This window comes from Ottowia thiooxydans, assembly GCF_040548795.1.
GTDB classification, from domain to species: domain Bacteria; phylum Pseudomonadota; class Gammaproteobacteria; order Burkholderiales; family Burkholderiaceae_C; genus Ottowia; species Ottowia thiooxydans_A.
Window position 1 is genome coordinate 362,712 of sequence record NZ_JBEPSH010000002.1, and the last position, 21,089, is coordinate 383,800.

Annotated in this window: 20 protein-coding genes; 12 read left to right on the top strand and 8 right to left on the bottom strand. The window is 56.2% G+C overall.

All coding sequences use genetic code 11. The annotated features are described in order from the left end of the window. The first annotated feature begins 6 nt into the window (after nt 1–6). The 9 genes from ABIE13_RS05285 to ABIE13_RS05325 all read left to right on the top strand — a co-directional run bounded on the left by ABIE13_RS05285 (nt 7) and on the right by ABIE13_RS05325 (nt 10,450). Complete coding sequence (locus ABIE13_RS05285) at nt 7–1,200, top strand: CaiB/BaiF CoA transferase family protein (RefSeq protein ID WP_354441799.1); 1,194 nt, start codon at nt 7–9, stop codon at nt 1,198–1,200. Between the two features lies 1 nt (nt 1,201). Continuing rightward, a complete protein-coding gene (locus ABIE13_RS05290) occupies nt 1,202–1,978 on the top strand; it encodes an enoyl-CoA hydratase/isomerase family protein (protein WP_354441801.1) in 777 nt (258 codons plus the stop codon). 693 nt (nt 1,979–2,671) lie between these two features. Beyond that, on the top strand, nt 2,672–3,457 hold the full coding sequence (locus ABIE13_RS05295) for an ABC transporter ATP-binding protein (protein ID WP_354441802.1): 786 nt from the start codon (nt 2,672–2,674) through the stop codon (nt 3,455–3,457). Beyond that, nucleotides 3,454–4,167, top strand: coding sequence for an ABC transporter ATP-binding protein (locus tag ABIE13_RS05300; protein ID WP_354441804.1), 714 nt, complete (start codon nt 3,454–3,456; stop codon nt 4,165–4,167). The genes ABIE13_RS05295 and ABIE13_RS05300 overlap by 4 nt, the downstream gene beginning before the upstream one ends. Before the next feature lie 2 nt (nt 4,168–4,169). Then, on the top strand, nt 4,170–5,048 hold the full coding sequence (locus ABIE13_RS05305) for a branched-chain amino acid ABC transporter permease (protein ID WP_354441805.1): 879 nt from the start codon (nt 4,170–4,172) through the stop codon (nt 5,046–5,048). Beyond that, entirely contained in the window at nt 5,045–6,031 is a 987-nt protein-coding gene (locus ABIE13_RS05310; protein WP_354441807.1) for a branched-chain amino acid ABC transporter permease, read from the top strand. Before ABIE13_RS05305 ends, ABIE13_RS05310 begins: the two co-directional genes overlap by 4 nt. 43 nt (nt 6,032–6,074) lie before the next feature. Next, complete coding sequence (locus ABIE13_RS05315) at nt 6,075–7,286, top strand: ABC transporter substrate-binding protein (protein ID WP_354441808.1); 1,212 nt, start codon at nt 6,075–6,077, stop codon at nt 7,284–7,286. 23 nt (nt 7,287–7,309) lie between these two features. Next, nucleotides 7,310–8,782 carry an aldehyde dehydrogenase gene (locus tag ABIE13_RS05320; protein ID WP_354441809.1) on the top strand — a complete coding sequence of 491 codons (1,473 nt, stop codon included), beginning with the start codon at nt 7,310–7,312 and terminating at the stop codon, nt 8,780–8,782. 54 nt (nt 8,783–8,836) lie between these two features. Then, on the top strand, nt 8,837–10,450 hold the full coding sequence (locus ABIE13_RS05325; protein WP_354441811.1) for a GMC family oxidoreductase: 1,614 nt from the start codon (nt 8,837–8,839) through the stop codon (nt 10,448–10,450). 204 nt (nt 10,451–10,654) lie between these two features. Here the strand turns inward: ABIE13_RS05325 and ABIE13_RS05330 are convergent, their stop codons facing one another. The 4 genes from ABIE13_RS05330 to ABIE13_RS05345 are packed head-to-tail and all read right to left on the bottom strand — an operon-like array spanning nt 10,655 to nt 14,376. Continuing rightward, nucleotides 10,655–11,068 carry a cupin domain-containing protein gene (locus ABIE13_RS05330; RefSeq protein WP_354441812.1) on the bottom strand — a complete coding sequence of 138 codons (414 nt, stop codon included), beginning with the start codon at nt 11,066–11,068 and terminating at the stop codon, nt 10,655–10,657. A 37-nt stretch (nt 11,069–11,105) separates the two neighbouring features. Next, nucleotides 11,106–12,479 (bottom strand): NAD-dependent succinate-semialdehyde dehydrogenase, encoded by a 1,374-nt coding sequence (locus ABIE13_RS05335; RefSeq protein WP_354441813.1) that lies wholly within the window; start codon nt 12,477–12,479, stop codon nt 11,106–11,108. 60 nt (nt 12,480–12,539) lie between these two features. Further along, the gene (locus ABIE13_RS05340; protein ID WP_354441814.1) at nt 12,540–13,532 is read right to left on the bottom strand and encodes a Bug family tripartite tricarboxylate transporter substrate binding protein; all 993 of its coding nucleotides are present in this window, start codon (nt 13,530–13,532) and stop codon (nt 12,540–12,542) included. 49 nt (nt 13,533–13,581) lie between these two features. Beyond that, entirely contained in the window at nt 13,582–14,376 is a 795-nt protein-coding gene (locus tag ABIE13_RS05345) for an SDR family NAD(P)-dependent oxidoreductase (RefSeq protein WP_354441816.1), read from the bottom strand. A gap of 121 nt (nt 14,377–14,497) precedes the next feature. Between ABIE13_RS05345 and ABIE13_RS05350 the strand changes: the two genes are divergently transcribed. Continuing rightward, nucleotides 14,498–15,421 carry a LysR family transcriptional regulator gene (locus tag ABIE13_RS05350; protein ID WP_354441818.1) on the top strand — a complete coding sequence of 308 codons (924 nt, stop codon included), beginning with the start codon at nt 14,498–14,500 and terminating at the stop codon, nt 15,419–15,421. A 39-nt stretch (nt 15,422–15,460) separates the two neighbouring features. Here ABIE13_RS05350 and ABIE13_RS05355 read toward each other — a convergent pair whose 3' ends face one another. From ABIE13_RS05355 to ABIE13_RS05370, 4 genes are all read right to left on the bottom strand, one after another. Next, nucleotides 15,461–15,901 (bottom strand): GAF domain-containing protein, encoded by a 441-nt coding sequence (locus ABIE13_RS05355; RefSeq protein WP_354441820.1) that lies wholly within the window; start codon nt 15,899–15,901, stop codon nt 15,461–15,463. Between the two features lie 176 nt (nt 15,902–16,077). Continuing rightward, nucleotides 16,078–16,992, bottom strand: a complete 915-nt coding sequence (locus tag ABIE13_RS05360; RefSeq protein ID WP_354441822.1) for an MBL fold metallo-hydrolase — start codon at nt 16,990–16,992, stop codon at nt 16,078–16,080. A 19-nt stretch (nt 16,993–17,011) separates the two neighbouring features. After that, nucleotides 17,012–18,022: a Bug family tripartite tricarboxylate transporter substrate binding protein gene (locus tag ABIE13_RS05365; protein WP_354441824.1), complete on the bottom strand. Its 1,011-nt coding sequence runs from the start codon at nt 18,020–18,022 to the stop codon at nt 17,012–17,014. 529 nt (nt 18,023–18,551) lie between these two features. Then, nucleotides 18,552–18,992, bottom strand: a complete 441-nt coding sequence (locus tag ABIE13_RS05370; protein ID WP_354441825.1) for a MarR family winged helix-turn-helix transcriptional regulator — start codon at nt 18,990–18,992, stop codon at nt 18,552–18,554. Nucleotides 18,993–19,101: 109 nt separating this feature from the next. On the opposite strand from ABIE13_RS05370, the gene ABIE13_RS05375 reads away from it, so the two are divergent. Both ABIE13_RS05375 and ABIE13_RS05380 read left to right on the top strand, forming a co-directional pair. Then, nucleotides 19,102–20,046, top strand: coding sequence for an amidohydrolase family protein (locus tag ABIE13_RS05375; protein WP_354441827.1), 945 nt, complete (start codon nt 19,102–19,104; stop codon nt 20,044–20,046). Nucleotides 20,047–20,085: 39 nt separating this feature from the next. Further along, the gene (locus ABIE13_RS05380; protein WP_354441828.1) at nt 20,086–21,072 is read left to right on the top strand and encodes a Bug family tripartite tricarboxylate transporter substrate binding protein; all 987 of its coding nucleotides are present in this window, start codon (nt 20,086–20,088) and stop codon (nt 21,070–21,072) included. The last annotated feature ends 17 nt before the right edge of the window (nt 21,073–21,089 follow it).

Consider the following 21,089-nt stretch of genomic DNA (forward strand, 5'->3'; position numbering starts at 1 on the left):
AACAACATGCTTGGCAACTCTCTTTCGGGAATGCGCGTCGTCGACTTCACGCAGGTCGCGGCTGGACCACTTTGCACTCAGACGCTGGCTGACCTCGGTGCCGATGTCGTCAAGATCGAAGCGCCCCAAGGGGAGCTGTGCCGCGCGCTGGCTCCCTTCGTGGAAGGGCAGAGCTTGGGCTTTATGGCACTCAACGGAAACAAGCGCAGCATCGCCCTTGACCTGAAGGACCCGCAGCACCGCGCAGCAGCCCTTCAGCTTGCCGCTGATGCGGACATTGTGGTTGAAAGTTTTCGCCCGGGTGTGATGCAACGGCTCGGGCTTGGCTACGAAGACGTTCGTCAACGCAACGCCGGAGTCATCTATTGTTCTATCTCTGCTTACGGTCAAGAGGGTGCGTGGAAGCACAAGCCTGGCGTTGACGGCGTGTTGCAGGCCGTCTCCGGACTGATGAGTGTGACTGGCCTGCCAGGCTCGGCGCCTTGCAAGGTCCAGGTTCCTATCGTGGACATGGTGACCGGCTACATCGCCAGCATTGGCGTGCTTGGCGCACTGGCGCGACGCAATCTCGATGGTACTGGACAATGGATCGACGTCGGCATGTTCGCCTCCGCCGTAGCTATGCAGCAGATGGCATTTGCCAGCTATTTTGCCGATGGCGTTGCGCCAGAACGCATAGGAAGCGCCGCACCCTACGCCGCGCCAAATGAAGCGGTACGTTGTGAGGACGGCTGGGTCATGCTCGCTGCCTATCACCCGTCACGATGGGAAGCGCTCTGCAATGTGCTTGAGCGCACCGAGCTTCTTGGCGACCCCCGATTCAAGGATCTTTCCGGACGAATCGCGCATCGCCAGGAGTTGGTCGCGTTGCTGGAAGAGCGCATGACCCGCCGTCCACGAAACGAGTGGCTGGCCCTCTTCGAGGCCGCAGACATCATTTGCGCTCCGATCAACGACTATTCAGAAGTCGTCACTTCGCCGGCCTTCATCAGCGCAAATCTCCGAGAGACGGTACGACATCCGGAGGCGGGAGACCTGATGTTTGCTCGAACGCCCTTGAGGGCCGTGGGAGAAAAGACCCCTGCGCGTAGACCAGCACCCTTGGTGGGAGAGCACACCCAGGAGGTACTGCAGGAAGCCGGAATTTCATGGGATCACATTCGTGACGAATCACAGTCTGCGGCCCGAGAGGAGAAATGACATGCCGGTCAACATCGAAATAAGTGATTTCATCGCAACCGTCACGCTGAACCGCCCTGAAGCCATGAACTCCATCGATCCGGAGTCTGCTCAGCAATTGCACGATGCGTGGCGTGAAATCTCGGAACGCAAGGACGTGAGGGTGGGCATCCTCACGGGGGCGGGAGAGCGAGCGTTCTGCACAGGCGCCGATCTCAAGAAAACCATGCCCCCGGCAGAGAGTTTCGCTGAACTGCACTTTGGCTCTCAGACGGGCGCCCCAGTCGTCTCGACACTCCAGACACAAAAACCAATGATCGCTGCTGTCAATGGCTTTGCGCTCGGGGGCGGACTCGAACTGGCCATGCTCTGTGACATTCGGATCGCCTCGCGCAACGCAGTCTTCGGTTTGCCGGAAGTGTGCATTGGCAGCATTCCCGGTGGTGGCGGTACGCAACGTATCGTCCGCGCGATCGGTCAGTCCGACGCCATGTGGATGCTGCTGACCGGCGAGCGCATGGATGCATCAGAGGCGCTTCGCGTCGGCTTGGTAAGCAAAATCGTTGACCCTCAAGACCTGCTGAAAGTGGCGCGATCGATGGCGAGCAAGATTGCCGAGAACGCACCGCTCGCTGTCGTAGCAGTGAAGAAGCTGGCACAGGTGGGTGGAGAGTTGCCACTTACCGCAGGGCTCGAACTCGAACAACAGACCTTCGGCATCCTGCGCAACTCCGAGGACCGGATCGAAGGGCGCCGCGCGTTTGCCGAGAAACGCAAACCGCGTTTTGAAGGACGCTGAACGCTCGCTCCCGGCCAAACCGAACGGCAGCTGCCATCCATAAGCGCACGGGGCGGCGGGGTGTCCTGAAGCTTGCGGGAATGTCGAGGGAGGGGTCGCTTTATGCCCACAGGGCTGGATATTTCCCCCCTTTAATCCACCGCCTAGCCAAAAAGCTATCGGCAAAAGGCTTGACCCCGCCCCGCGCTGACTCGGGAAATCTCCCTGGGGATTCAGTGTCGAGACAAGTTCTTTCCAGTTCGGAATTGCGGTAGCTCGGGTCTGTCTGAAATTTCGGCAGGAGCTAAAGCCGTGCTGTGCCAACGCCGTCTCCACCAATTTGAGCTCAAACGCCTGACTACCAAGCGCAAACGTCGCCCCCTCATCCCATAAGCCCGATTGGCCACTCTCCGAGCAGAGTTAGGTGACTTGGCAGATGGAATGTCGCTCACCTAACCGACCGCAGTGTTGAGGGATAGCTCTGTTGACATTTTTGATATCTCTCGTTGATTTCCCCCATTTTAGAAAAATTAAAACTTAGCATTCAAATTATTGCATTGCCTAGTACTTCAAGCAGCTCTAAAGTTGAGCCGAAATTCAGACCAAGGATAGATTTAAAAATAGATTTTCTGATGTCGGCAAGCACGCGATCCAGAGGTTCATGCACCCACCCGAAAATTCAAAATAACTGCCAACGGTAATACAAAATTCACCATGACAACCAAAGGACCTGAAATCGACCTATTACGGGTTTCTGATATTACCGTTCGATTCGGTGGAATCGTCGCACTTGACGGCGTGGCGTTTAACGTGCCTCAAGGAAAAATCGTGGGATTAATAGGACCCAATGGCGCTGGGAAGACCACCCTATTCAATTGTTTAAGTCGGATATATCAGCCGTCTTCTGGAACGATTGAATTCGATGGAAAATCTATTATGTCACTCCCAGCGCATAAAATTGCATCGCTAGGAATCGGACGGACTTTTCAAAATCTCGCACTTTTCAATACCGCTACAGTACTCGAGAACATTCGAATTGGAAGCCACCCTAGAACGTCAAGCGACTTGACTTCCGATATATTCTCCCTCCCGGGCAGTCGACGAGTAAATAAAGAAGCTACGCAGATAGCAGATCATTTAATCTCATATCTGGATCTGAATAAAGTTGCATACAAAAATGTGTCAGACCTTCCCTTTGGGACCAAAAAGCGAGTAGAACTGGCGCGAGCTCTCGCTTTGAGTCCGAGACTTCTCCTTTTGGATGAACCTGCTTGCGGCCTGAATCACGAAGAGGTCAAGGAATTGGGAGAAACCATTTGCCGCGCCCGCAAAGATTTTGACTTGACGATTCTCCTGGTTGAACACCATATGGGGCTAGTCATGGGAATCTCTGACCGGATCGTAGCTTTCAACTTTGGTCGGCGCATTGCTGCCGGCACTCCCCGAGAAATCCAAAGCGACCCACAGGTGATTTCGGCATACTTAGGAGAGCGGAAATGAGCCGTTTGCTGGACCTAGTCAATCTGAGCGCCGCGTATGGCGCTACCAAGGTACTGCATGGAATTGATCTAACGGTTAGTCAAGGCACTATCGTTTCACTGCTCGGAGCCAACGGCGCCGGCAAAACAAGCACTCTTCGCGCCATCTGCGGAATGCTGACCCGTCAAGGCTCCATTAATTTCAACGACAAAGACATATCCCAAACAAGAACTGAAAAAATCGCAAGACTCGGTATTGGTCACGTGCCAGACGGACGTGGCACCTTTACCCTATTAAGCGTAGAGGAAAATCTAAAAGTTGGAGCAATATTTCGAAAGAGCAACGCTGATATTTCCGCTGACGTCGATAGGATTTATGGCTATTTTCCGATTCTTAAGAAACGACACAGACAACAGGCAGGCACTCTATCAGGAGGCGAGCAACAGATGTTGGCGGTTGGTCGGGTTCTGATGGCAAAGCCTAAGCTATTGCTTCTTGATGAACCCTCCTTTGGTCTCGCACCACAAATCGTTGCGGAGATTTTCGAGATTTTTCGTTTATTGAATCAACGGGAGAAATTGAGCATCCTGGTGGTCGAGCAAAATGCAAACCTAGCTTTAGATATTGCTGATCACGCATACCTCATAGAAACGGGTCGGATCGTTTTCTCTGGATCCAGCCTAATGGTCCGAGAAAATGAACAGATTCAGCGGGCATATTTGGGAGGCTGACTATGGAATTGATTATTCAACAAATTGTAGCTGGAGTGGCAACCGGCTCAATCTATTCTTGTGTTGCGCTCGCGATCGTAATGATTTATCGCTCGATTGGACACATCAATTTCGCTCAAGGCGAAATGGCAATGATGTCAACATTCGTCGCATGGCAATTAATTCAGTTTGGCGTTCCGTATTGGGCGGCATTTGCATTAACGGTAATTATTTCCTTCTTCGGTGGCGTGCTCATCCAGCGCTTGCTAATGCAGAGATTACAGCAAGCGGCCGAGCTCAATCAGATCATTGTTTTCATTGGACTACTGTTGATTTTCAATAGTGTGGCTGGATTCATATGGGATTTCACAGTAAAGCCATTTCCCTCGCCCTTTGGGGTAACCCCGTTTCTTGGAAGTTCCTTGATCAGTTCTCATCAGGCAGGCGTCGTTATGGTGGTTGTCCTGGTGTTGTTGCTGTTCTTTCTGTTTTTTCGGTTCACACGCACGGGACTCGCCATGCGTGCCGCAGTAAATAACAGCAGTTCCGCCAGCCTCCTCGGGATTCGGGTGAAGGCGCTTGAGGCTCTTGGCTGGGGTCTCGCTGCAAGCGTCGGGGCGGTTGCAGGCATGTTGGTCGCACCGGTTGTTTTTCTGGAGCCCAACATGATGGCTGGCATCGTGATCTACGGATTCGCCGGTGCGATTCTGGGCGGACTCAACAGCCTCCCTGGGGCACTGATCGGGGGACTGTTGATTGGCATTCTGGAGAACCTCGTCAGCGCCTTCGTCCCGGTCATCGGCGGTGAATTGAAATCCACCATCGCCCTGGCAACGATTGTGATGGTACTGCTCGTTCGTCCGCAAGGGCTCCTGGGAAAAAGAATCTCGCAACGCGTATGACTCCAAACACTGCTCCCAACCGCGCATACCTCAAATGGCTCATCGCGGGAATCATCCTGACGGCTGCTGTCTTGCTCCCAGTACTTGCCAAGGACTTTCTAGTTTTTCAACTTACGTTACTGCTGATCTATGCGATCGCCATCATCGGGTTGAACGTCCTCGTAGGCCTGAACGGCCAGCTTTCGCTCGGTCACGGGGCCTTCTACGCAGTGGGCGCCTATGTCGTCGCCATCCTCATTGATCACTATGCTCTGCCGTACGGGTGGGCCCTTTTGGCCGCGGCCGCGATAACCTTCGCGGTAGGTTTCGCATTCGGACTCCCTTCGCTACGGCTGGATGGGATCTATCTTGCACTGGCCACGTTCACTCTCGCCATTGCTTTGCCTCAAATCCTGAAGCTCTCCATATTGAGCAGCTGGACGGGTGGGGTACAGGGAATCTCCCTGATGAAACCGGCAGCTCCATTTGGGCTGCCGCTGAGCGATGACCAATGGTTGTACTACCTGGCGCTTGCTGTGACCTGCCTTGTGTACTGGCTTGCAAGCAATCTAGTGAGAAGCAGAACAGGCCGCGCCTTCTTGGCCATCAAGGACAACGTCATAGCCGCCAAATCAATGGGGGTCAATGTGGCGCTCTACAAGACTTTGGCGTTCTCAATCAGTGCCGCCTTCACCGGAACCGCCGGCGCTCTCAGCGCCATCGTTGTTCAGTACGTCTCCCCCGACAGCTTCACGTTCTTTCTGTCGGTGGCACTTCTTGTGGGCTTGGTCGTTGGGGGCGTCGGTTCACTTCCAGGGGCATTTCTCGGTGCGGCCTTCATCCTGTTCGTACCCAATTTTTCAGAAGGTATCTCGAAGGGTCTATCTGGGGCGGTGTACGGCGCCTTGCTAATTGCACTCATTGTCCTGCGACCCAACTCTACATCCGGATTCAAAGGAGTCTTGGACAAGGTTCGAAAGCAACTCAGCCGAAACCGAACTTGATTCACACACACGATTTTTCATAAGTAGAACTGGAGATAGAAAGATGGAAAGACGGTCTATGTTTTTGGTTGCAGCAAGCTTTGCCGCAATGCTGTCCACACCGGGCTTCGCGCAGAAAAAGTATGGGCCCGGGGTCACGGACACCGAAATAAAAATTGGGACGACCAGTCCCTACAGCGGTCCCGGATCCGCTTACGGCGCCATCGCAAAAGCGGAGGCCGCCTATTTCAAAATGATCAACGAAAAGGGTGGCGTGAATGGGAGAAAAATCAATTTCATTTCATACGACGACGCATTGAGTCCACCAAAAACCGTTGAACAAACCCGCCGGTTGGTGGAGCAAGATCAGGTTCTCGCTGTGTTCAACGCAGTGGGAACGGCGGCCAACCTGTCGGTCCAAAAGTACCTGAACGGTAAAAAAGTGCCTCAGCTCCTCGTGGGCGCCGGATCGACACGCTTGATCGATCCAGTCAAGTACCCATGGACGATTGGATGGCAGCCTGTCTATCACAGCGAGGGCGCGATCTACGGGAAGTACATTCTTGCCAATCTGCCGCAAGCCCGCATTGCAATCCTCTCTCAGAACGATGATTTCGGGAGGGACTACGTAGAAGGCGTGAAGGCTGCGCTGGGCGAAAAAGGCCGCAGTCTCATCGTGTCGGAAACGACTTACGAACCTACAGACGCCACAGTCGATTCGCAGATTCTGAAGATGAAGGCGTCCAACGCCAACGTCCTCATCAACATCACAACACCGAAGTTTGCGGCCCAGAGTATCAAGAAAGTCTCGGAGCTTGGGTGGAAGCCTACCCACTTTCTCACCAGCATCTCCATATCTATGGGCGCAGTGATGAGACCTGCAGGACTGGAAAATGGGCAAGGGATCATCAGTTCGGCCTATCTGATGGATGCAACGGACGATCGTTGGCGCGATCACCCCGAGATGAAGGAGTGGAATGCCTTTATGGACAAGTACCTACCGGATGCCAACAAGGCCGACTGGATGAACGTGTTTGGCTACGTCGCCGCTCAAGCTCTAGTTCAGGTGCTGCAACAAAGTGGCAACGACCTGACCCGAGAGAACGTCATGAAATCCGCAGCCAGCCTCAAGGATTTCAAGCCCAAGCTGATGCTGCCTGGCATTCAGGCCAACAGCTCGCCAACGAATTTTTTCCCGATTCGACAGCTACAAATGATGCGTCTGAAAGGGGATAAGTGGGATCTATTCGGCCCCGTCATAAGCAGTGGTGAATGACCTGATCAGTGAAGGAAGAAATCATGCAGAACTATCAAATGCTCATCGACGGCCAGTGGGTCGACTCCTGTTCGACGGCGACGCTCGAATCCATCAACCCATACACCGGTCAAGTGTGGGCCAAAATTCCGCGTGCACAGATCGAGGACGCCGACGCAGCAGTGCGTGCGGCACATCAGGCTTTGAAGCGAGGCCCATGGGGCCGTCTGACCGCCGGCGCACGGTCCATGCACCTGCGCAAACTTGGAGACTTGATCACCTCGAACGCTGAGACGCTGGCTCGCACGGAGGTTCAAGACAACGGTAAGCTGTACGCTGAGATGCGGGCGCAAGTCAATGCGGTCGCTCAAATGGCCTACTTCTTCGCTGGCCTCGCGGACAAGATCGAAGGCTCAGTTCCTCCACCCGACCGCGCAGGGATGCTCACCTACACGAGGCGTGAGCCAGTAGGCGTAGTTGTCTGTATCGTTCCTTGGAACTCTCCGCTCGCGCTGCTGGCTTCCAAAGCATTTCCAGCCCTGGCCGCCGGGTGCACATTAGTCGTTAAGCCGTCTGAACACGCCTCTGCTTCCTCTTTAGAGTTCGGACGACTGCTGGAACTGGCGGGCTTTCCGCCCGGCGTGGTCAACATCGTCACAGGACTGGGTGCAGAGATCGGAGAAGCGCTGGTCAGCCATCCCCTGGTGGCGAAGATTGCGTTCACCGGCGGTGAATCCTCTGGCCAGCGCGTCAATGAGCTCGCTGCACGGGACTTCAAAGGCGTGACCATGGAGCTGGGTGGCAAGTCGCCAAACATCGTCTTCGACGATGCCTCACTGGAGGATGCGGTTAATGGCGCTGTAGCCGGTATTTTTGGAGCCGCCGGACAGACCTGCATTGCCGGCTCTCGCTTGCTGGTCCAGGCTAACATTCATGACGAACTGGTGGCGCGATTGATTGCCGTTGCGAAGGTTGCAAGGATGGGAGACCCCAATCTTGCTGAAACTCAGATCGGACCGATCGCCACCAAACCACAGTATCAAAAGATACTGGAATACATCCAGATTGCGAAAGACGAAGGCGCTAACTGCGTTCTGGGAGGGCGCGCATCGAAGGAACTAGGCGGGTTATTCATCGAACCCACCATCTTCACGGGCATTAACAACGACATGCGAATCGCCCGAGAGGAGGTCTTCGGCCCGGTGCTGTCCATTATTAAGTTCCGCGACGAGGCAGAAGCGCTGTCGATCGCCAACGACACAGTCTACGGCCTGGCGGCTGGTGTCTGGACGCAAAACATGGGCCGAGCATTTCGTGTCGTGAACGCGCTCGAAGCTGGCACCGTCTGGGTCAACACCTACCGTGCACTTGGAGTCCACATGCCGTTTGGTGGAGTCAAGAGAAGCGGGTTAGGACGAGAAAACGGAATCGAAGCGATCGAAGGCTATTTGCACACAAAAAGCGTCTGGCTGAACTACGACGCACCAACGGCTAACCCGTTCGTTATGCGCATCTGAAGTGCCGGACTTCACTTGCAGAACAGTTCTTCAGACCTTCAGACGAGAAAATTCATGACCCCAACAGAAGAATACGACTACATCGTCGTAGGAGCCGGCTCGGCTGGGTGCGTCCTCGCAAACCGACTCTCTGCGGATGCATCCAAATCGGTTCTCTTGCTAGAAGCAGGACCAGAAGACAGCAGCATGTGGATGAAGATCCCCGCCGGCACTACAAAGGTCTTTGGACCGAGCGCCGTGAACTGGGGTTACTTCACGGAGCCCGAACCGCACCTAAAAGATCGAAAGATCTACTGGCCACGAGGAAGGACTCTGGGAGGTTCCAGCTCTATCAATGGCATGGTGTACTTGCGGGGTCATCCCGAAGACTACGATCAGTGGGAACGTTTGGGAAATCCCGGCTGGGGATGGAAAGACGTCATTCCTCACTTCAAACGCAGTGAGGATCAGGAACGCGGGGAAAGCGCACTCCATGGCGTGGGGGGCGGCTTGTCAGTGACGGACCTATCCATTGATGACAAGGCCGGGCGATTGTTCATCGAAGCGGCACAGAACGCGGGGCTGCCGCTGCGCAAAGATTTCAACGATGGCGTACAAGAGGGAGTCGGCCGCGCCCAAGTAACTGTCAAAGACGGCAGGCGGAGCTCCACTTCGGTAGCTTTCCTGCATCCCGTGCGGGGTCGCCGCAACCTCCGGATCGAGGTGAATGCTTTGGCAGAGAGAATCCTTTTTGAGGGTAGGCGCGCAACTGGTATTCGCTACACGCAAGGAGGTATTCAGAAGATCGCGAAGGCTCGATTGGAAGTCGTGCTCGCTGGTGGGGTCATTAACTCGCCCCAGTTGCTCATGCTGTCCGGCGTCGGTCCCGCAGGCCATCTGCAGGAGATGGGTATTGACGTCGTACTCAATCTTCCCGGTGTGGGCCAGAACCTGCAGGACCACCTGTATGTGTACTACGTGGCCAAGTGCGAGAAGGAAATCTCTCTCAATCATCAGTTGTCGGGACCCAACCTCTACCTTCACGCGATGCGTTATTTCGTCAATCGCTCCGGATACCTGAACATTGGCGTCGTACAGGCTACAGCTTTCCCGCGCGTCACACCGGACGCCAACAGACCGAACGTTGAAATCAGCTTCAGGCCCATGAGCCTAAACATCAGCAAGAAGGGAACCATCGCATTGGACAAGTTTCCAGGGATTAACGCTTCATGCAGCCTGCTCAGGCCCAAGGCTCGTGGTCAAATTCGCCTCGCTAGTTCGAATCCGCGTGACTATCCGCTGATCCAGGCTAACTACCTGAACAATACCGAAGACCTGCACGTCATGCGTGAAGGTCTGCGATGGATTCGCAAGACGTTCGAGACCGAACCACTCTCCCAGTTCATCACAGCTGAGCATGCGCCTGGGAATGCGGTTCAATCAGACTCCGAATGGGAAGGCTTCATCCGGGACGCGGCTCAATCGGTGTATCACCCAGTCGGCACATGTGCGATGGGAATCGACTCCATGGCTGTGGTCGATCATGAGTTGCGCGTCAGGGGCATCGACGGCCTCAGGGTAGTCGATGCCTCCGTGATGCCGCGGATCACCTCGTCCAATACCAATGCACCAACGATCATGATTGGAGAAAAAGGTGCGGACATGATTCGCGCCGCTGCGCGCAAATAGTGCTTCATAGGCTTTCGACGCCCCATCACCACTCCTGCGGGAGATCCCCGCCATACGGAATTACTTCTTTTCGAAAGAGTAGCGATACACCTGGTTGGCATAGCCGCTTGAGGTATGACCCGGCAGCGGCACCAAGCGCACGTTCGGGATGATTTCTCATATACCAATCGTGCGGCTATGACTGGCCGGTGGCGCGCTGCACCGTCAAGCACCGTGCTCTAGCGAAATGGGGCGTGTTTCCCCAGTTTCTACAAGCGTACGACTCGCATTCATCGACCCATAAATCCACAGGATCTTCATTGGGTTTGTCGATGACGCATTCCGAAATCTGTGAGGGACATTCGGCGGAATGAAGGTCACATCACCTTGCTTGACAGGAATTGACTGGCCGTCAATGTCAAAGATGGCATCACCTGCGATGAGAACCACACTTTCTTCTGTATTGTGGTGGTGAAAAGGGATCTCCGCGCCTCCGTTGAACTCTGTGTACCCGGTGATGAACGCCGTAGCACCGATGGCTTTTCCAACCAAGGGGGTCGTTCTTGCGCCACCTCCACGGTCGTGAGATTTGATGGTGTCAGGTTGCAGAAGAACAGAATTTGAACTAGTAGTAATCATGGGTGGGTGCTCCTATTGAAGGTCGTTTTTGAAATAGTCACTGCTGAGCAGGGCCTATCCAAAGTGTTTTGATATTGGTGAACTCTCGTATCCCAAACTCCCCCAGTTCCCGTCCGTAGCCGGATTGCTTCACGCCCCCAAAAGGAAGCCGCGGATCCGAGGCCACGAGGCCGTTGACAAACACTGCTCCGGCTTCTATTTGCTTAGCGAGGTTCACACCATATTCAAGGTTTGAAGTCCAGATGGAAGCCCCCAACCCAAACTCTGTGTTGTTGGCCAGAGAAACTGCTTCTTCCGCTGTACGAACTCGCATGACTGCGGCGACAGGTCCGAAAGTTTCTTCGGTAGCGGCGACCATGGAGTCCGAGACATGGTCCAGCACGGTCGGTTCATAGAAGAAGCCAGGCCCGTCGATGAAATGACCTCCCTGGGCCAGGACCGCGCCAGCGTCAAGAGTGCGCAGCACCTGGCCATGCAATTCCTCTCTCAAGTTTGCTCGAGCCATGGGACCGACCGTTGTCTCCCTGTGCAGAGGATCTCCCACTTTGAGCTTGCGAACGCCTTCGCAGAAAAGTTCTACAAAGCGATCTGCCACGTCTTCTTGCACGATAAAGCGCTTCGACGATATACAGCTTTGGCCTGTATTGGAAAAGCGAGCCTTCACGGCGGCCTCTGCCGCCGCGTCTATGTCGGCGTCTGACAGCACAATGAATGGATCGGACCCGCCTAGTTCCAACACCTGCTTCTTCATGAGGCTTGCTGCTTGCGAAGCTACTAACTTGCCCACAGCCGTCGAACCGGTCAAAGTGACCGCTGCTACGCGGTTATCGGACAAGACAGAGCTGACTGTTGAGGCGTCTATGAGAAGCGTGCTCACCAAGCCGGCAGCGGCGCCGGCCTCGCGGAAAACAGCCTCCAACGCCAGGGCGCACTGAGGCACGTTATTCGCGTGCTTCAGCAAGGTGGCATTTCCAGCCGCAAGTGCCGGCGCGGCAAAGCGAATGAACTGCCAGAAGGGGTAGTTCCAGGGCATGATGGCGAGAACGACACCCAGCGGAGAGAAAACCACCCTGCTGTCGCTTGCATTGCTTTTGACGGGCATGTCGGCCAAATAGCCTTCGGCAGCTCCGGCGTAGAAATCGCAGGTCCAGGCGGACTTCTCGATTTCAGCTTCAGCCTCGACGATGGGTTTGCCCATCTCTTGCGTAATCAGTTTGGCAAAGTGATCCTTGTTCTTCCGAAGCGCAGCTGCCACCTTTGTCAGCAGCCGCACACGTTGCTCAATGGGAACTTTGGCCCAACTCCGTTGCGCTAGAAATGCGGCGGAAAGCGTTGCTTCCAGCGACTCTGGCGTTTGCACAAGGTGCTCGCCTAGTGTCTGACCAGTTGCAGGGTTTAAGGTAGTGATCATTTTTCAGGGGGCAGGTAGCACGTAGGCGCGAGAGTGAATTGAATTTCGAGACAGCACGGTCTAGTCGATTGAAACCACCTTCTGCCGAATCAATTCCCCCAGAATATTCGAGTCCTTCTTGAGCCGCGCCGTAAAAACTTCCGGCGTGCTGTTGACGACGTCAAACGCGTTCTCAGAGAAACGTTTCACAATATCCGGATCTCGCAAGACTTCCTGCGTCGCCTTGATAATCTTGCTGCGCACGTCAGACGGCATCCCTATTGGCGCCGCCAGTCCAACCCATGTTGGGTACTCAAGTCCTGGAATGAATTCGCTCAAAGTGGGAATATCTGGCAGGAGAGCCGAACGCTTGGAAGAGCCAACGGCTATAGCCCGAACTTTCCCTGATTGGATATGCTGCAGGAGTACTGACACGCCGGCAAAGGCGAAGTCAATATGCCCGCCCAACAAGTCGACGATCATGGGTGCCGCCCCTTTGTAGGGGACATGCGTGGTTTTCAGTTGGCGCGCCAATGCCATCTGCGCGCTGTTGACATGACCTGCAGAAGCGATTCCAGAGGTTCCGTATGTGGCTCCAGGATGAGCCTTGAGATACGCGATGAGGCCCTCAAAATTCTTCACAGGGAGGTCGTGACGCACCACCAGAATCTGTGGCGTCGTCACAAGCAAATTCAAGTAATCGAAGGACTTGAACGTGTCGTATCGCAGCCCTTTGATCGTCTGATGGTTGCCGGCCTGGGTATCCAATGCCAGCATTAACGTGGTGCCATCCGGCTTTGCGCGCACCAGTTCGGCCGCAGCAAGTGACCCACCGGCCCCGGGTCTGTTTTCGACCACAATGGGTTGTCCCAGCTTTTCGCCTAGAGCATTGCTAATGATGCGCGCCGTCTGATCAACGGCACCTCCCGGAGCAAAAGGAACCAGCAGTCTGACCGGCATCGATTGCGCGTAAATCGTGTTCGTGACACCTATGCAGGAAGCGATAGAAAGAGCACCAAAAGTGCGGCGGTTAAGTTTCATTTTTGTCTCCAACGATTTCAATTTTTTCCACACCCACCTCGTCTGTCGACTCGGTGGCGATCACTTCGGGGCAGTGCCCACGTCAGGGCGTGCTGGCGATCAGTCCCCCGTCGACAACGATTTCGGTGCCCGTCACATAGCGGCTTTCGTCGGACGCCAGAAAAAGGGCAGCATGCGCCGTGTCCCAGGCGTCGCCCATGTATTTCATGGGGATTTGGTTGTTGCGCCGGGCTAGGAATCCTTCAGGATCGCCCTTCGCGTATTTCGCAACCAGTGTTTCCAGCAAGGGGGTATGCATCAGACCTGGCACCACGCAATTCAGGCGAATTCCATCGGCGGCATGAATGACGGCGCTCGTTTTAGTGAACTGAATCAAGGCAGCCTTGGCAGCGGCATAGGCAACCTGAGGCTTACCAACATAGCGCAGGCCTGCCACCGAAGACACACTGATGATCGAGCCTGAGCGGTTTTTTTGCATGATGGGAATGACATGCTTGCAAGCGAGAAATGCTCCCTTGAGGTTCACTTGCATCTGTGCATCCCAAACCTCTTCTGGCATATCAACCGGGCCACCGGGTTGCGACAGGCCGACGTTGTTCACAAGGATGTCGATGCGACCATGGACTTCCATGCAGGCTTGAACGGCACGCTGCACATCATCAGCTTTGGTTGAATCGCATTGAACAACGTCAATCTGAAAGCCCTCCTCGTGCATTCTTTTTCGAGTGTCATCTGCATTCTCCAAACGCAGATCTGTACCAAAAACGGAGGCCCCCTGGCGAGCCATGAGCACCGCCATCGTTCGTCCGTTTCCCCAGCCTGGTGCTACTGACCCGCATCCCATGATGAGCGCTACTTTATTCGTGAGCTTGAACAATCGTCTCTCCTTGTTGTAGGGGTCTTTCTCGACGACCCGTGTCTTGATTGATGGGGAGAATGTATGCGGGCACAATTGATTGGTGAAATTCTTTTTTTTCATCCATTAATAGAGGTAGTGCATGAATGTCACTCCACGCCAGTTGCGCATCTTTCTCGCACTTGCCGAGTCGTTGAACTTCAGTCGAACCGCGGAGAAGTTCTTCGTTACGCAGCCGTCTCTGAGCAAAGCCGTGAAGGATCTGGAGGATGAACTCGGAATCACGCTTTTCGAGAGATCAACTCGCTCGGTACGCCTGACTGCGGCAGGTGGGAGGCTCACGGCCATCGCCCGACGGGTGGTTGGAGAGTTCGACAGCGGAATCGAAAGGCTCCATAGCCAGGCTGAGCATGAATTCCATCAAGTTGCCATTGCGGCTTTGCCCTCAGTCGCCAATAGCCTGCTCCCCGCAGTTTGCGCGCGACTCGAAGAGAAATTTGGTAACCCGAAGTTCACTATTTACGATGGAACGAATGCCTCCACCATCCAGCGACTGCTGACGTACCAGGTGGACTTTGCATTGGCTTCGGCGGCGCCTTCACACGCTGAACTTGAGTATGAAGAAATCTTGCGGGACCGCTTTGTCCTCTTGGCTCCTGAAACGTGGAAACACGTCAAAGCGAAGACCCGTATGGAGGACCTCGTCAACCTGCCGCTCATTAGCGGAACAGACGCGAGCACGGCCAAAGAGTACGTGAAAGCGGCCATGCTTCAACGCGGGGTGGTGTTCGAGCCCAAACTCGCGTTGGATCAGGTCGGGACCGCTGCAGGCTTCGTGCGTGAAGGCTTGGGAATCATTGTCCAGCCGTATCTCGGAATACTTCCCTTATTGGGACTCAAGGGCATGCGAATGTGCCGAATCATCGATGGTCCCATCCGCTCTGTCGGAATCGTCCGCAGAAAGGCATCATCGCTGTCAGCTATCGCCGAACAGGGGGTTGTAGAGGCCCGAGAAGCTGCGCAAAAGTTAATTCGGCAGTTTCCTGCCTGGATTCTTTCCCCCTGACATTGCGCCTTCAAGAGAGCTAGGGAAAAGGCTACGCCCTCAAATGTATTGAGGCAACTCGCGTGTAACCTTCTCTAGAAACTGAAATTCGCTGTCGGCCATCTGCAGCGGCTCGAAGTCGAAGTGGCAGAAGGTCCCCAGCAATTCACCCCCCGTTTTCATCAACGGCAGTCCCACATAGGCATTCACTACCCCTTTGTAGGGATGCCCCACGAGACGCGGGTCGTAGGAACCATCGACGGTAAAAACGCCGTCGCGCAGAACGAACTGACAGAAGCTACTGCCGAGCGGCACAGCGAGAAGCTGCTCTGGCACGACTTCGCCCAGTTTGTCAACGATAGCGACGTTTCGGAGCGTGTCGCCGTCCAGGCGGTAAACCGCCGTGAACCGATGACGAACTCGCTGGTTGAGCTGATCCAGACCAGCGGTCAGTCCTCCGCTAGTCAGGGCGTCACGTAGGCTTTGAAGGTCGTTTTCCATGATTGGATGATACGCGGCTACCAACGTTCCTTGGGGTGACAGCTAACGAGGTTTTTGGAATGAATTTCGGCGTTTCCCGGGTCCTCGAAGCCCATTGCATGTGAGCAAACGCCGCAAAGACGGATTCTATATCCGCCAGCCGCGTCCGTCTAAACGGAAATTCTGCCCTGAAGGCATCAACCTCTCTCCGCAAACGTGTAGCGGTACACGTGGTCGGGGTGATCCTTGGTGTCACCCGCGGTGACGCGCTCCAGTCGGCCCACATTAGGTGCAGGAAAATGCGCAGGCATCAGCAGTGTTCCCTCATTCGCGCAGCGTTCCATGATCGCCTCTCGAGTGGATCGGGACTGCTCCGGTGCGAGGCAGAAACGGGTGTTCCAGTGCGGATAGCAACACTGCAGCGGATGGTGAAACAGATCCCCTGTAAGAAAGACATCCTTGAGCTTGCCTTCGACTGCGATGCCAACGTGCCCCGGTGTATGACCCGGCAGCGGCACCAGGCGCACGCCGGGGGCGATTTCGTGATCCATTGGAACGAGATCGGCTACTCCGGCATGGAACAGCGGCCAGACCGAGTCTCCTATGTAATCACCCGAGCGAACGAGCGCCGGGTGCCCTTCGTTGTTTTTCCAGTATTCCCATTCGGGGTAAGTAAACAGGTAGCGGGCGTTCGGGAAAGTCGGTACCCAGCGATCGCCTTCAAGACGGGTGTGCCAACCTACATGGTCCACATGGAGGTGTGTGGACACCGCTATATCGATCTGTTCAGGTGAGATGCCAGCATTGCGTAGTCCGTCCAGCCAGTTCCAGCGCTGCTGGTGAAAATCGGGGCGTGCACGATCCTTGCAATCACCGACACAGGTATCGACCAGAATCCGCCGACCCTCAGCCTCCAGCAGAAACGACTGAATGCTGATGATCAATCGATCGGTCTGTGCGTCGTAGAAACGGGGTACCAGCCAGTCGAGATTGGCCTTGATGATTTCCGGGGTCGAATCGGGGAAGATCTCTGCAGGGAGCAGCAGCGGCCCCTCGGATTCCACCAGACGGGTGATCCGCACGCCCCCTAAGTCAATAACGCAATGGTCCATGTCGCGGATCCTCCGGGGCTCACTCGAGGGTGACATTGGACTTCTGAATGAGCGCCTTCCACTCCGTGGCCTCCTTGGCCATGAGGGAGCTGAACTCCTTCGGCGAGCTCGCCACGGCAGTCGTCCCCAGCTTGGCGAACTGTTCTATGACCTCCGGTCGCGCCATGACTTCTTTGATTGCAGCGACCATCTTGTTGATGATCGCTGGGTCTGTGCCGGCCGGTGCCGACAAGCCCCACCAGTTACCGGCCACCAGGCCGGGCAGTCCGGCCTCAGCTGTTGTGGGCACGTCAGGCAGCGCCGCTAAACGTGCGGTACCAGCCACGGCCAGGGCGCGCAGACGCCCGGACAGCACATGGCCCGAGGTGGAGTCAGTGGTAACGAACATGGCCTGGATTTCACCCCCCAACAGGGCCTGTACGGCTGGCGCGGCGCCTCGGTAGGCCACATGGGTAAGCGGCGCACCGCTCAATTCGTTGTAGCGCAGCCCACCCAGGTGGGGTGCTGTGCCAGGGCCGGGCGAGCCGAAGTTAGCCTTGCCCGGGTTCCGTTTGGCGTAGGCCGATAACTCACCGAGCGTCTTGGCAGGCAAGCCAGGATTGACCATTACCACCAGCGGCGAATTCACAATCAACGACACGGGCACCAGATCCTTGAGGGGATCGAACGTCATCTTGAACAGGAACTGGTTCATGACATAGTTGTTCGTCGCCCCAAGCAGGAATGTGTACCCGTCGGGAGCCGAGCGCGCGACGTCCGTAGCGCCAATGTTGCCTGAGGCACCGCTCTTGTTGTCGATGTAGATCGATCCGCCTAGAGTCTTCTCCAGATGCTTCTGGATCGAGCGGATGGCCACGTCCCCTGAGCCGCCTACTGCATAGGGCACGACGATGCGAATGGGCTTATTACCCGGCCACGAAGCCGCCTGTGTCGACATGCCCAAGCCTGCTGCCAAGCTGGCGGTCAAACTCCACAGCACGAGACGACGGCGTGAAAGTGCTCTCGAGTTCGACGTTTTTTCATGACGCATAGACTTCCCTTGATTTAGACGACTTGGTGTAGCTGAACAACTGAGATTCATGATGCTTTAGTCCCGGATTTGGTCGCTTGAAGCGGCAGTGCAACGGACGCATTCACGAAAGTCTCCAGCAGGACATGCGCACAAGTCTATGCAGCACTTCTACTCTTGAATAATGAAATATTGGCTTTCAAATATAGAGATGAGTAATACTTGACCGCTGCCATGCAGCATTGAGGCCCTCCAAGAATTCAGTGGTAAACGAACCAACCAACAGCGTGAAATTTGCTGTATTGAAATTCGTGTCGCTGATGCTGGCGGCTGCCACAGCGGCGCAAGCTGAACAGACCCAGGACGACTACATCGACAAAGATTGCCGGAAATGGATGCGTAGGGGCTGTTGCGCAACCGCACCACGTCTGCGCAGGCTGAACCAGGGGCATGGATCCGCCTCTCCCTGGCGAGGTGTCGCATCCTCTCAGCCGAAGGCATCAGAGAGAGGGAAGCGGCGAAGCGGCGCCTGGGGTGAGGGTGTTTGCGTTCACTCCCCGGTGATCTTGCCCAGCAACCGGATCAGTTCAGCAGTCTCGGCATCGGAGAGCGCGCCACGCAGCGCCGCTTCGTGTTCTCGCACGATGCGCGAGGCGCGGCTCCAGCACTTGCGCCCTTCTGGCGTTAATTTTAGACACACCATGCGGCGGTCGTGCTCCTGGCGGGTGCGGTCGATCAGGCCGCGCTCGGCAAGCTTGTCCGCCAGCGGCACCATGGATGGATTGGTCAGCCCTACGCCGCGCGCCAACTGACCCTGCGCCAACTCCTCGTTGCAACTCAACAACTCGAGCACGCCATACATGGCCGTCGTCAGCTGCAGCTTGCCCAGCGCAAGATCCAGCCGGCGCAGGGCTTGATTGTGGGCTTTTCGGAGGTGGTACCCAACGTAGGAGTCGAGGGCGGGAGAGGAAGGAGGGGTGCAATCTGCCATGGGTAGCCGCCAGGATATCACGCCACTACCCAAATGATTTCCCATCAATTAGTTTGACATCAAACTATTTGATAACTACACTTCGGCGCAACATCATTCGGGAGACCACATGTTCGTCGTCGACAACCACATTCACCTGGGCCAGCCCGGTGTTCACGTCTCGCAGCACATCTACAACGAGCTGCGCAAGAACTGGAGCGATCGCGGCTTTCGCTACCACAGCAGCGAGGTGAAGTCCGAACGTCGTGACGGCGAAATGCTTGTCCAAGTCATGGACGATGTCGGCATCGACGTGTGCTGCGTGCTGGCCGGCAACTGGAACCGCGTGCTCCCGCCCGAACAACGCCCCTATAACGTACCCAACGAGTTCGTGGCCCAACAGGTCAAGGCCTCCAATGGCCGCCTCATCGGCATCTGCAGCGCCGACCCCATCATCGACCCATGGGGCGCGGCCGACGAACTGGAGCGCTGCGTGCGTGACCACGACTTCCGGGGCATCAAGCTCTATCCCACCTACGCACACTTCGACCCACGCGATAAGACCTGCGAACCGCTGTACGAAGCAGCCACCGCGCTAGGCGTGCCGGTGCACTTCCACATGGGGTTCACCCCCGTCTGCGGCGCCGACATGAAACTGCAGCAACCTTGGCTGCTCGACGAAGTGGGCCAGCGCTTTCCCAAGATGAAGGTCGTCATCTGTCACCTGGGCTACCCTTACGCGGCTGAGGCCATGGGCGTCGTGGCGCGCAACCCCAACTTCCACGCCGACCTCAGTGCACTGGGTTTTTACCATCCGCGCACCGTCTACCAGCTGATCCACGACTTTGGGTGCGTCAACCCCTGGGAGCGCCTGCTCTACGGCTCGGAAAATCCATTCATGTGGACTTTCCACAAGACCGTGCAGAACATCAACGAACATGCTCGCGCGCTGGACATGCCCGAGATTCCCGACCACGCACTGGAACTCATTCTCGGCGGCAACGCCACGCGCCTCTACCGTATTGACCAGAGCAAGCAGCATCGCCCCGCGAAGCTCGCCAAGTCCGCCGCCTGAGCATCCCGACGCACCCACAAAGTCCGGAGACAAAACACCATGAAAATCGCCCGCCGTTCCCTGCTGGCTGCCGCCCTGACGCCGGCCCTGAGCACCCTCGCCCCGCTGACCAACGCCCAAGGTACGTTCCCCTCGCGCCGCATCTCCGTCGTTGTGCCCTTCCCGGCCGGCGGCCCGGCTGACATGGTGGCGCGCGTCATGCAGCCGCTGATGCAGAAGGCCCTGGGCGAAACCATGATCGTCGAAAACTTCGCGGGCGTCGGCGGAGCCATTGGCGTGAGCAAGGTGCTGGCCGCGCCGGCCGACGGCCACACCATACTGCTGACCACGGTGGCCGAGCCCATCCTGCCGCCGCTGACCATGCCCAGCGTGCGCTACAAACCCGACGACCTTCTGCTCGTCTCCCAGCTCTCGTACACCCACATCGCGCTCGTCGTGCGTCCCAACTTGCAGATCCGTACGGCGCAAGCGCTGCTGGACTACCTGAAGAACCCGGCCAGCAAGCCCCTGACCTACGCCACGCCAGGCAGCGGCACGCTCTACCACCTCATGGGTGAGCACTTCAAGTCGCTGACAGGTGCACAACTGATCCATGTGCCCTATAAAGGCCTGGCACCGGCCGTCAACGACCTGATCGGTGGTCAGGTCGATATAGCTTTCCTGCCCATGGCCGGCAGCACCGCAAAGCAGATCGAAGCCGGCACGCTGCGCGCCCTGGCTCACACCGCCGACACGCCCGTAGCCGGCCTGCCGCGCCTGAACGAATTCAGCGGTCTCAAGGATTTCGTCTACACCGTGTGGACTGGCGTGTTCCTGCCTCGCCAGACGCCCGCCGAGGTGGTGACGGCCGTGCACAAAGCCATCGACACCGCTCTGCAAGGGCCTGAGTTCGGCGCCTACACGCGCGAAGCGGGCGGCACGGCCCTCACGCGAGCCATGCCATTGAAGCAGGCGCAGACCTTCTACAACGCAGAAGCGCAGCGGCTTCAGCGAGTGTTTCAAGCGGTCAAGCTGAAGGCGGACTGAGCGCGCCAGCGACTACC

Coding starts and splice junctions, on each gene's coding strand:
- ABIE13_RS05285 (WP_354441799.1), top strand. CDS start 7: ATGCTTGGCAACTCTCTTTCGGGAATGCGCGTCGTCGACTTCACGCAG.
- ABIE13_RS05290 (WP_354441801.1), top strand. CDS start 1,202: ATGCCGGTCAACATCGAAATAAGTGATTTCATCGCAACCGTCACGCTG.
- ABIE13_RS05295 (WP_354441802.1), top strand. CDS start 2,672: ATGACAACCAAAGGACCTGAAATCGACCTATTACGGGTTTCTGATATT.
- ABIE13_RS05300 (WP_354441804.1), top strand. CDS start 3,454: ATGAGCCGTTTGCTGGACCTAGTCAATCTGAGCGCCGCGTATGGCGCT.
- ABIE13_RS05305 (WP_354441805.1), top strand. CDS start 4,170: ATGGAATTGATTATTCAACAAATTGTAGCTGGAGTGGCAACCGGCTCA.
- ABIE13_RS05310 (WP_354441807.1), top strand. CDS start 5,045: ATGACTCCAAACACTGCTCCCAACCGCGCATACCTCAAATGGCTCATC.
- ABIE13_RS05315 (WP_354441808.1), top strand. CDS start 6,075: ATGGAAAGACGGTCTATGTTTTTGGTTGCAGCAAGCTTTGCCGCAATG.
- ABIE13_RS05320 (WP_354441809.1), top strand. CDS start 7,310: ATGCAGAACTATCAAATGCTCATCGACGGCCAGTGGGTCGACTCCTGT.
- ABIE13_RS05325 (WP_354441811.1), top strand. CDS start 8,837: ATGACCCCAACAGAAGAATACGACTACATCGTCGTAGGAGCCGGCTCG.
- ABIE13_RS05330 (WP_354441812.1), bottom strand. CDS start 11,068: ATGATTACTACTAGTTCAAATTCTGTTCTTCTGCAACCTGACACCATC.
- ABIE13_RS05335 (WP_354441813.1), bottom strand. CDS start 12,479: ATGATCACTACCTTAAACCCTGCAACTGGTCAGACACTAGGCGAGCAC.
- ABIE13_RS05350 (WP_354441818.1), top strand. CDS start 14,498: ATGAATGTCACTCCACGCCAGTTGCGCATCTTTCTCGCACTTGCCGAG.
- ABIE13_RS05355 (WP_354441820.1), bottom strand. CDS start 15,901: ATGGAAAACGACCTTCAAAGCCTACGTGACGCCCTGACTAGCGGAGGA.
- ABIE13_RS05360 (WP_354441822.1), bottom strand. CDS start 16,992: ATGGACCATTGCGTTATTGACTTAGGGGGCGTGCGGATCACCCGTCTG.
- ABIE13_RS05365 (WP_354441824.1), bottom strand. CDS start 18,022: ATGCGTCATGAAAAAACGTCGAACTCGAGAGCACTTTCACGCCGTCGT.
- ABIE13_RS05370 (WP_354441825.1), bottom strand. CDS start 18,992: ATGGCAGATTGCACCCCTCCTTCCTCTCCCGCCCTCGACTCCTACGTT.
- ABIE13_RS05375 (WP_354441827.1), top strand. CDS start 19,102: ATGTTCGTCGTCGACAACCACATTCACCTGGGCCAGCCCGGTGTTCAC.
- ABIE13_RS05380 (WP_354441828.1), top strand. CDS start 20,086: ATGAAAATCGCCCGCCGTTCCCTGCTGGCTGCCGCCCTGACGCCGGCC.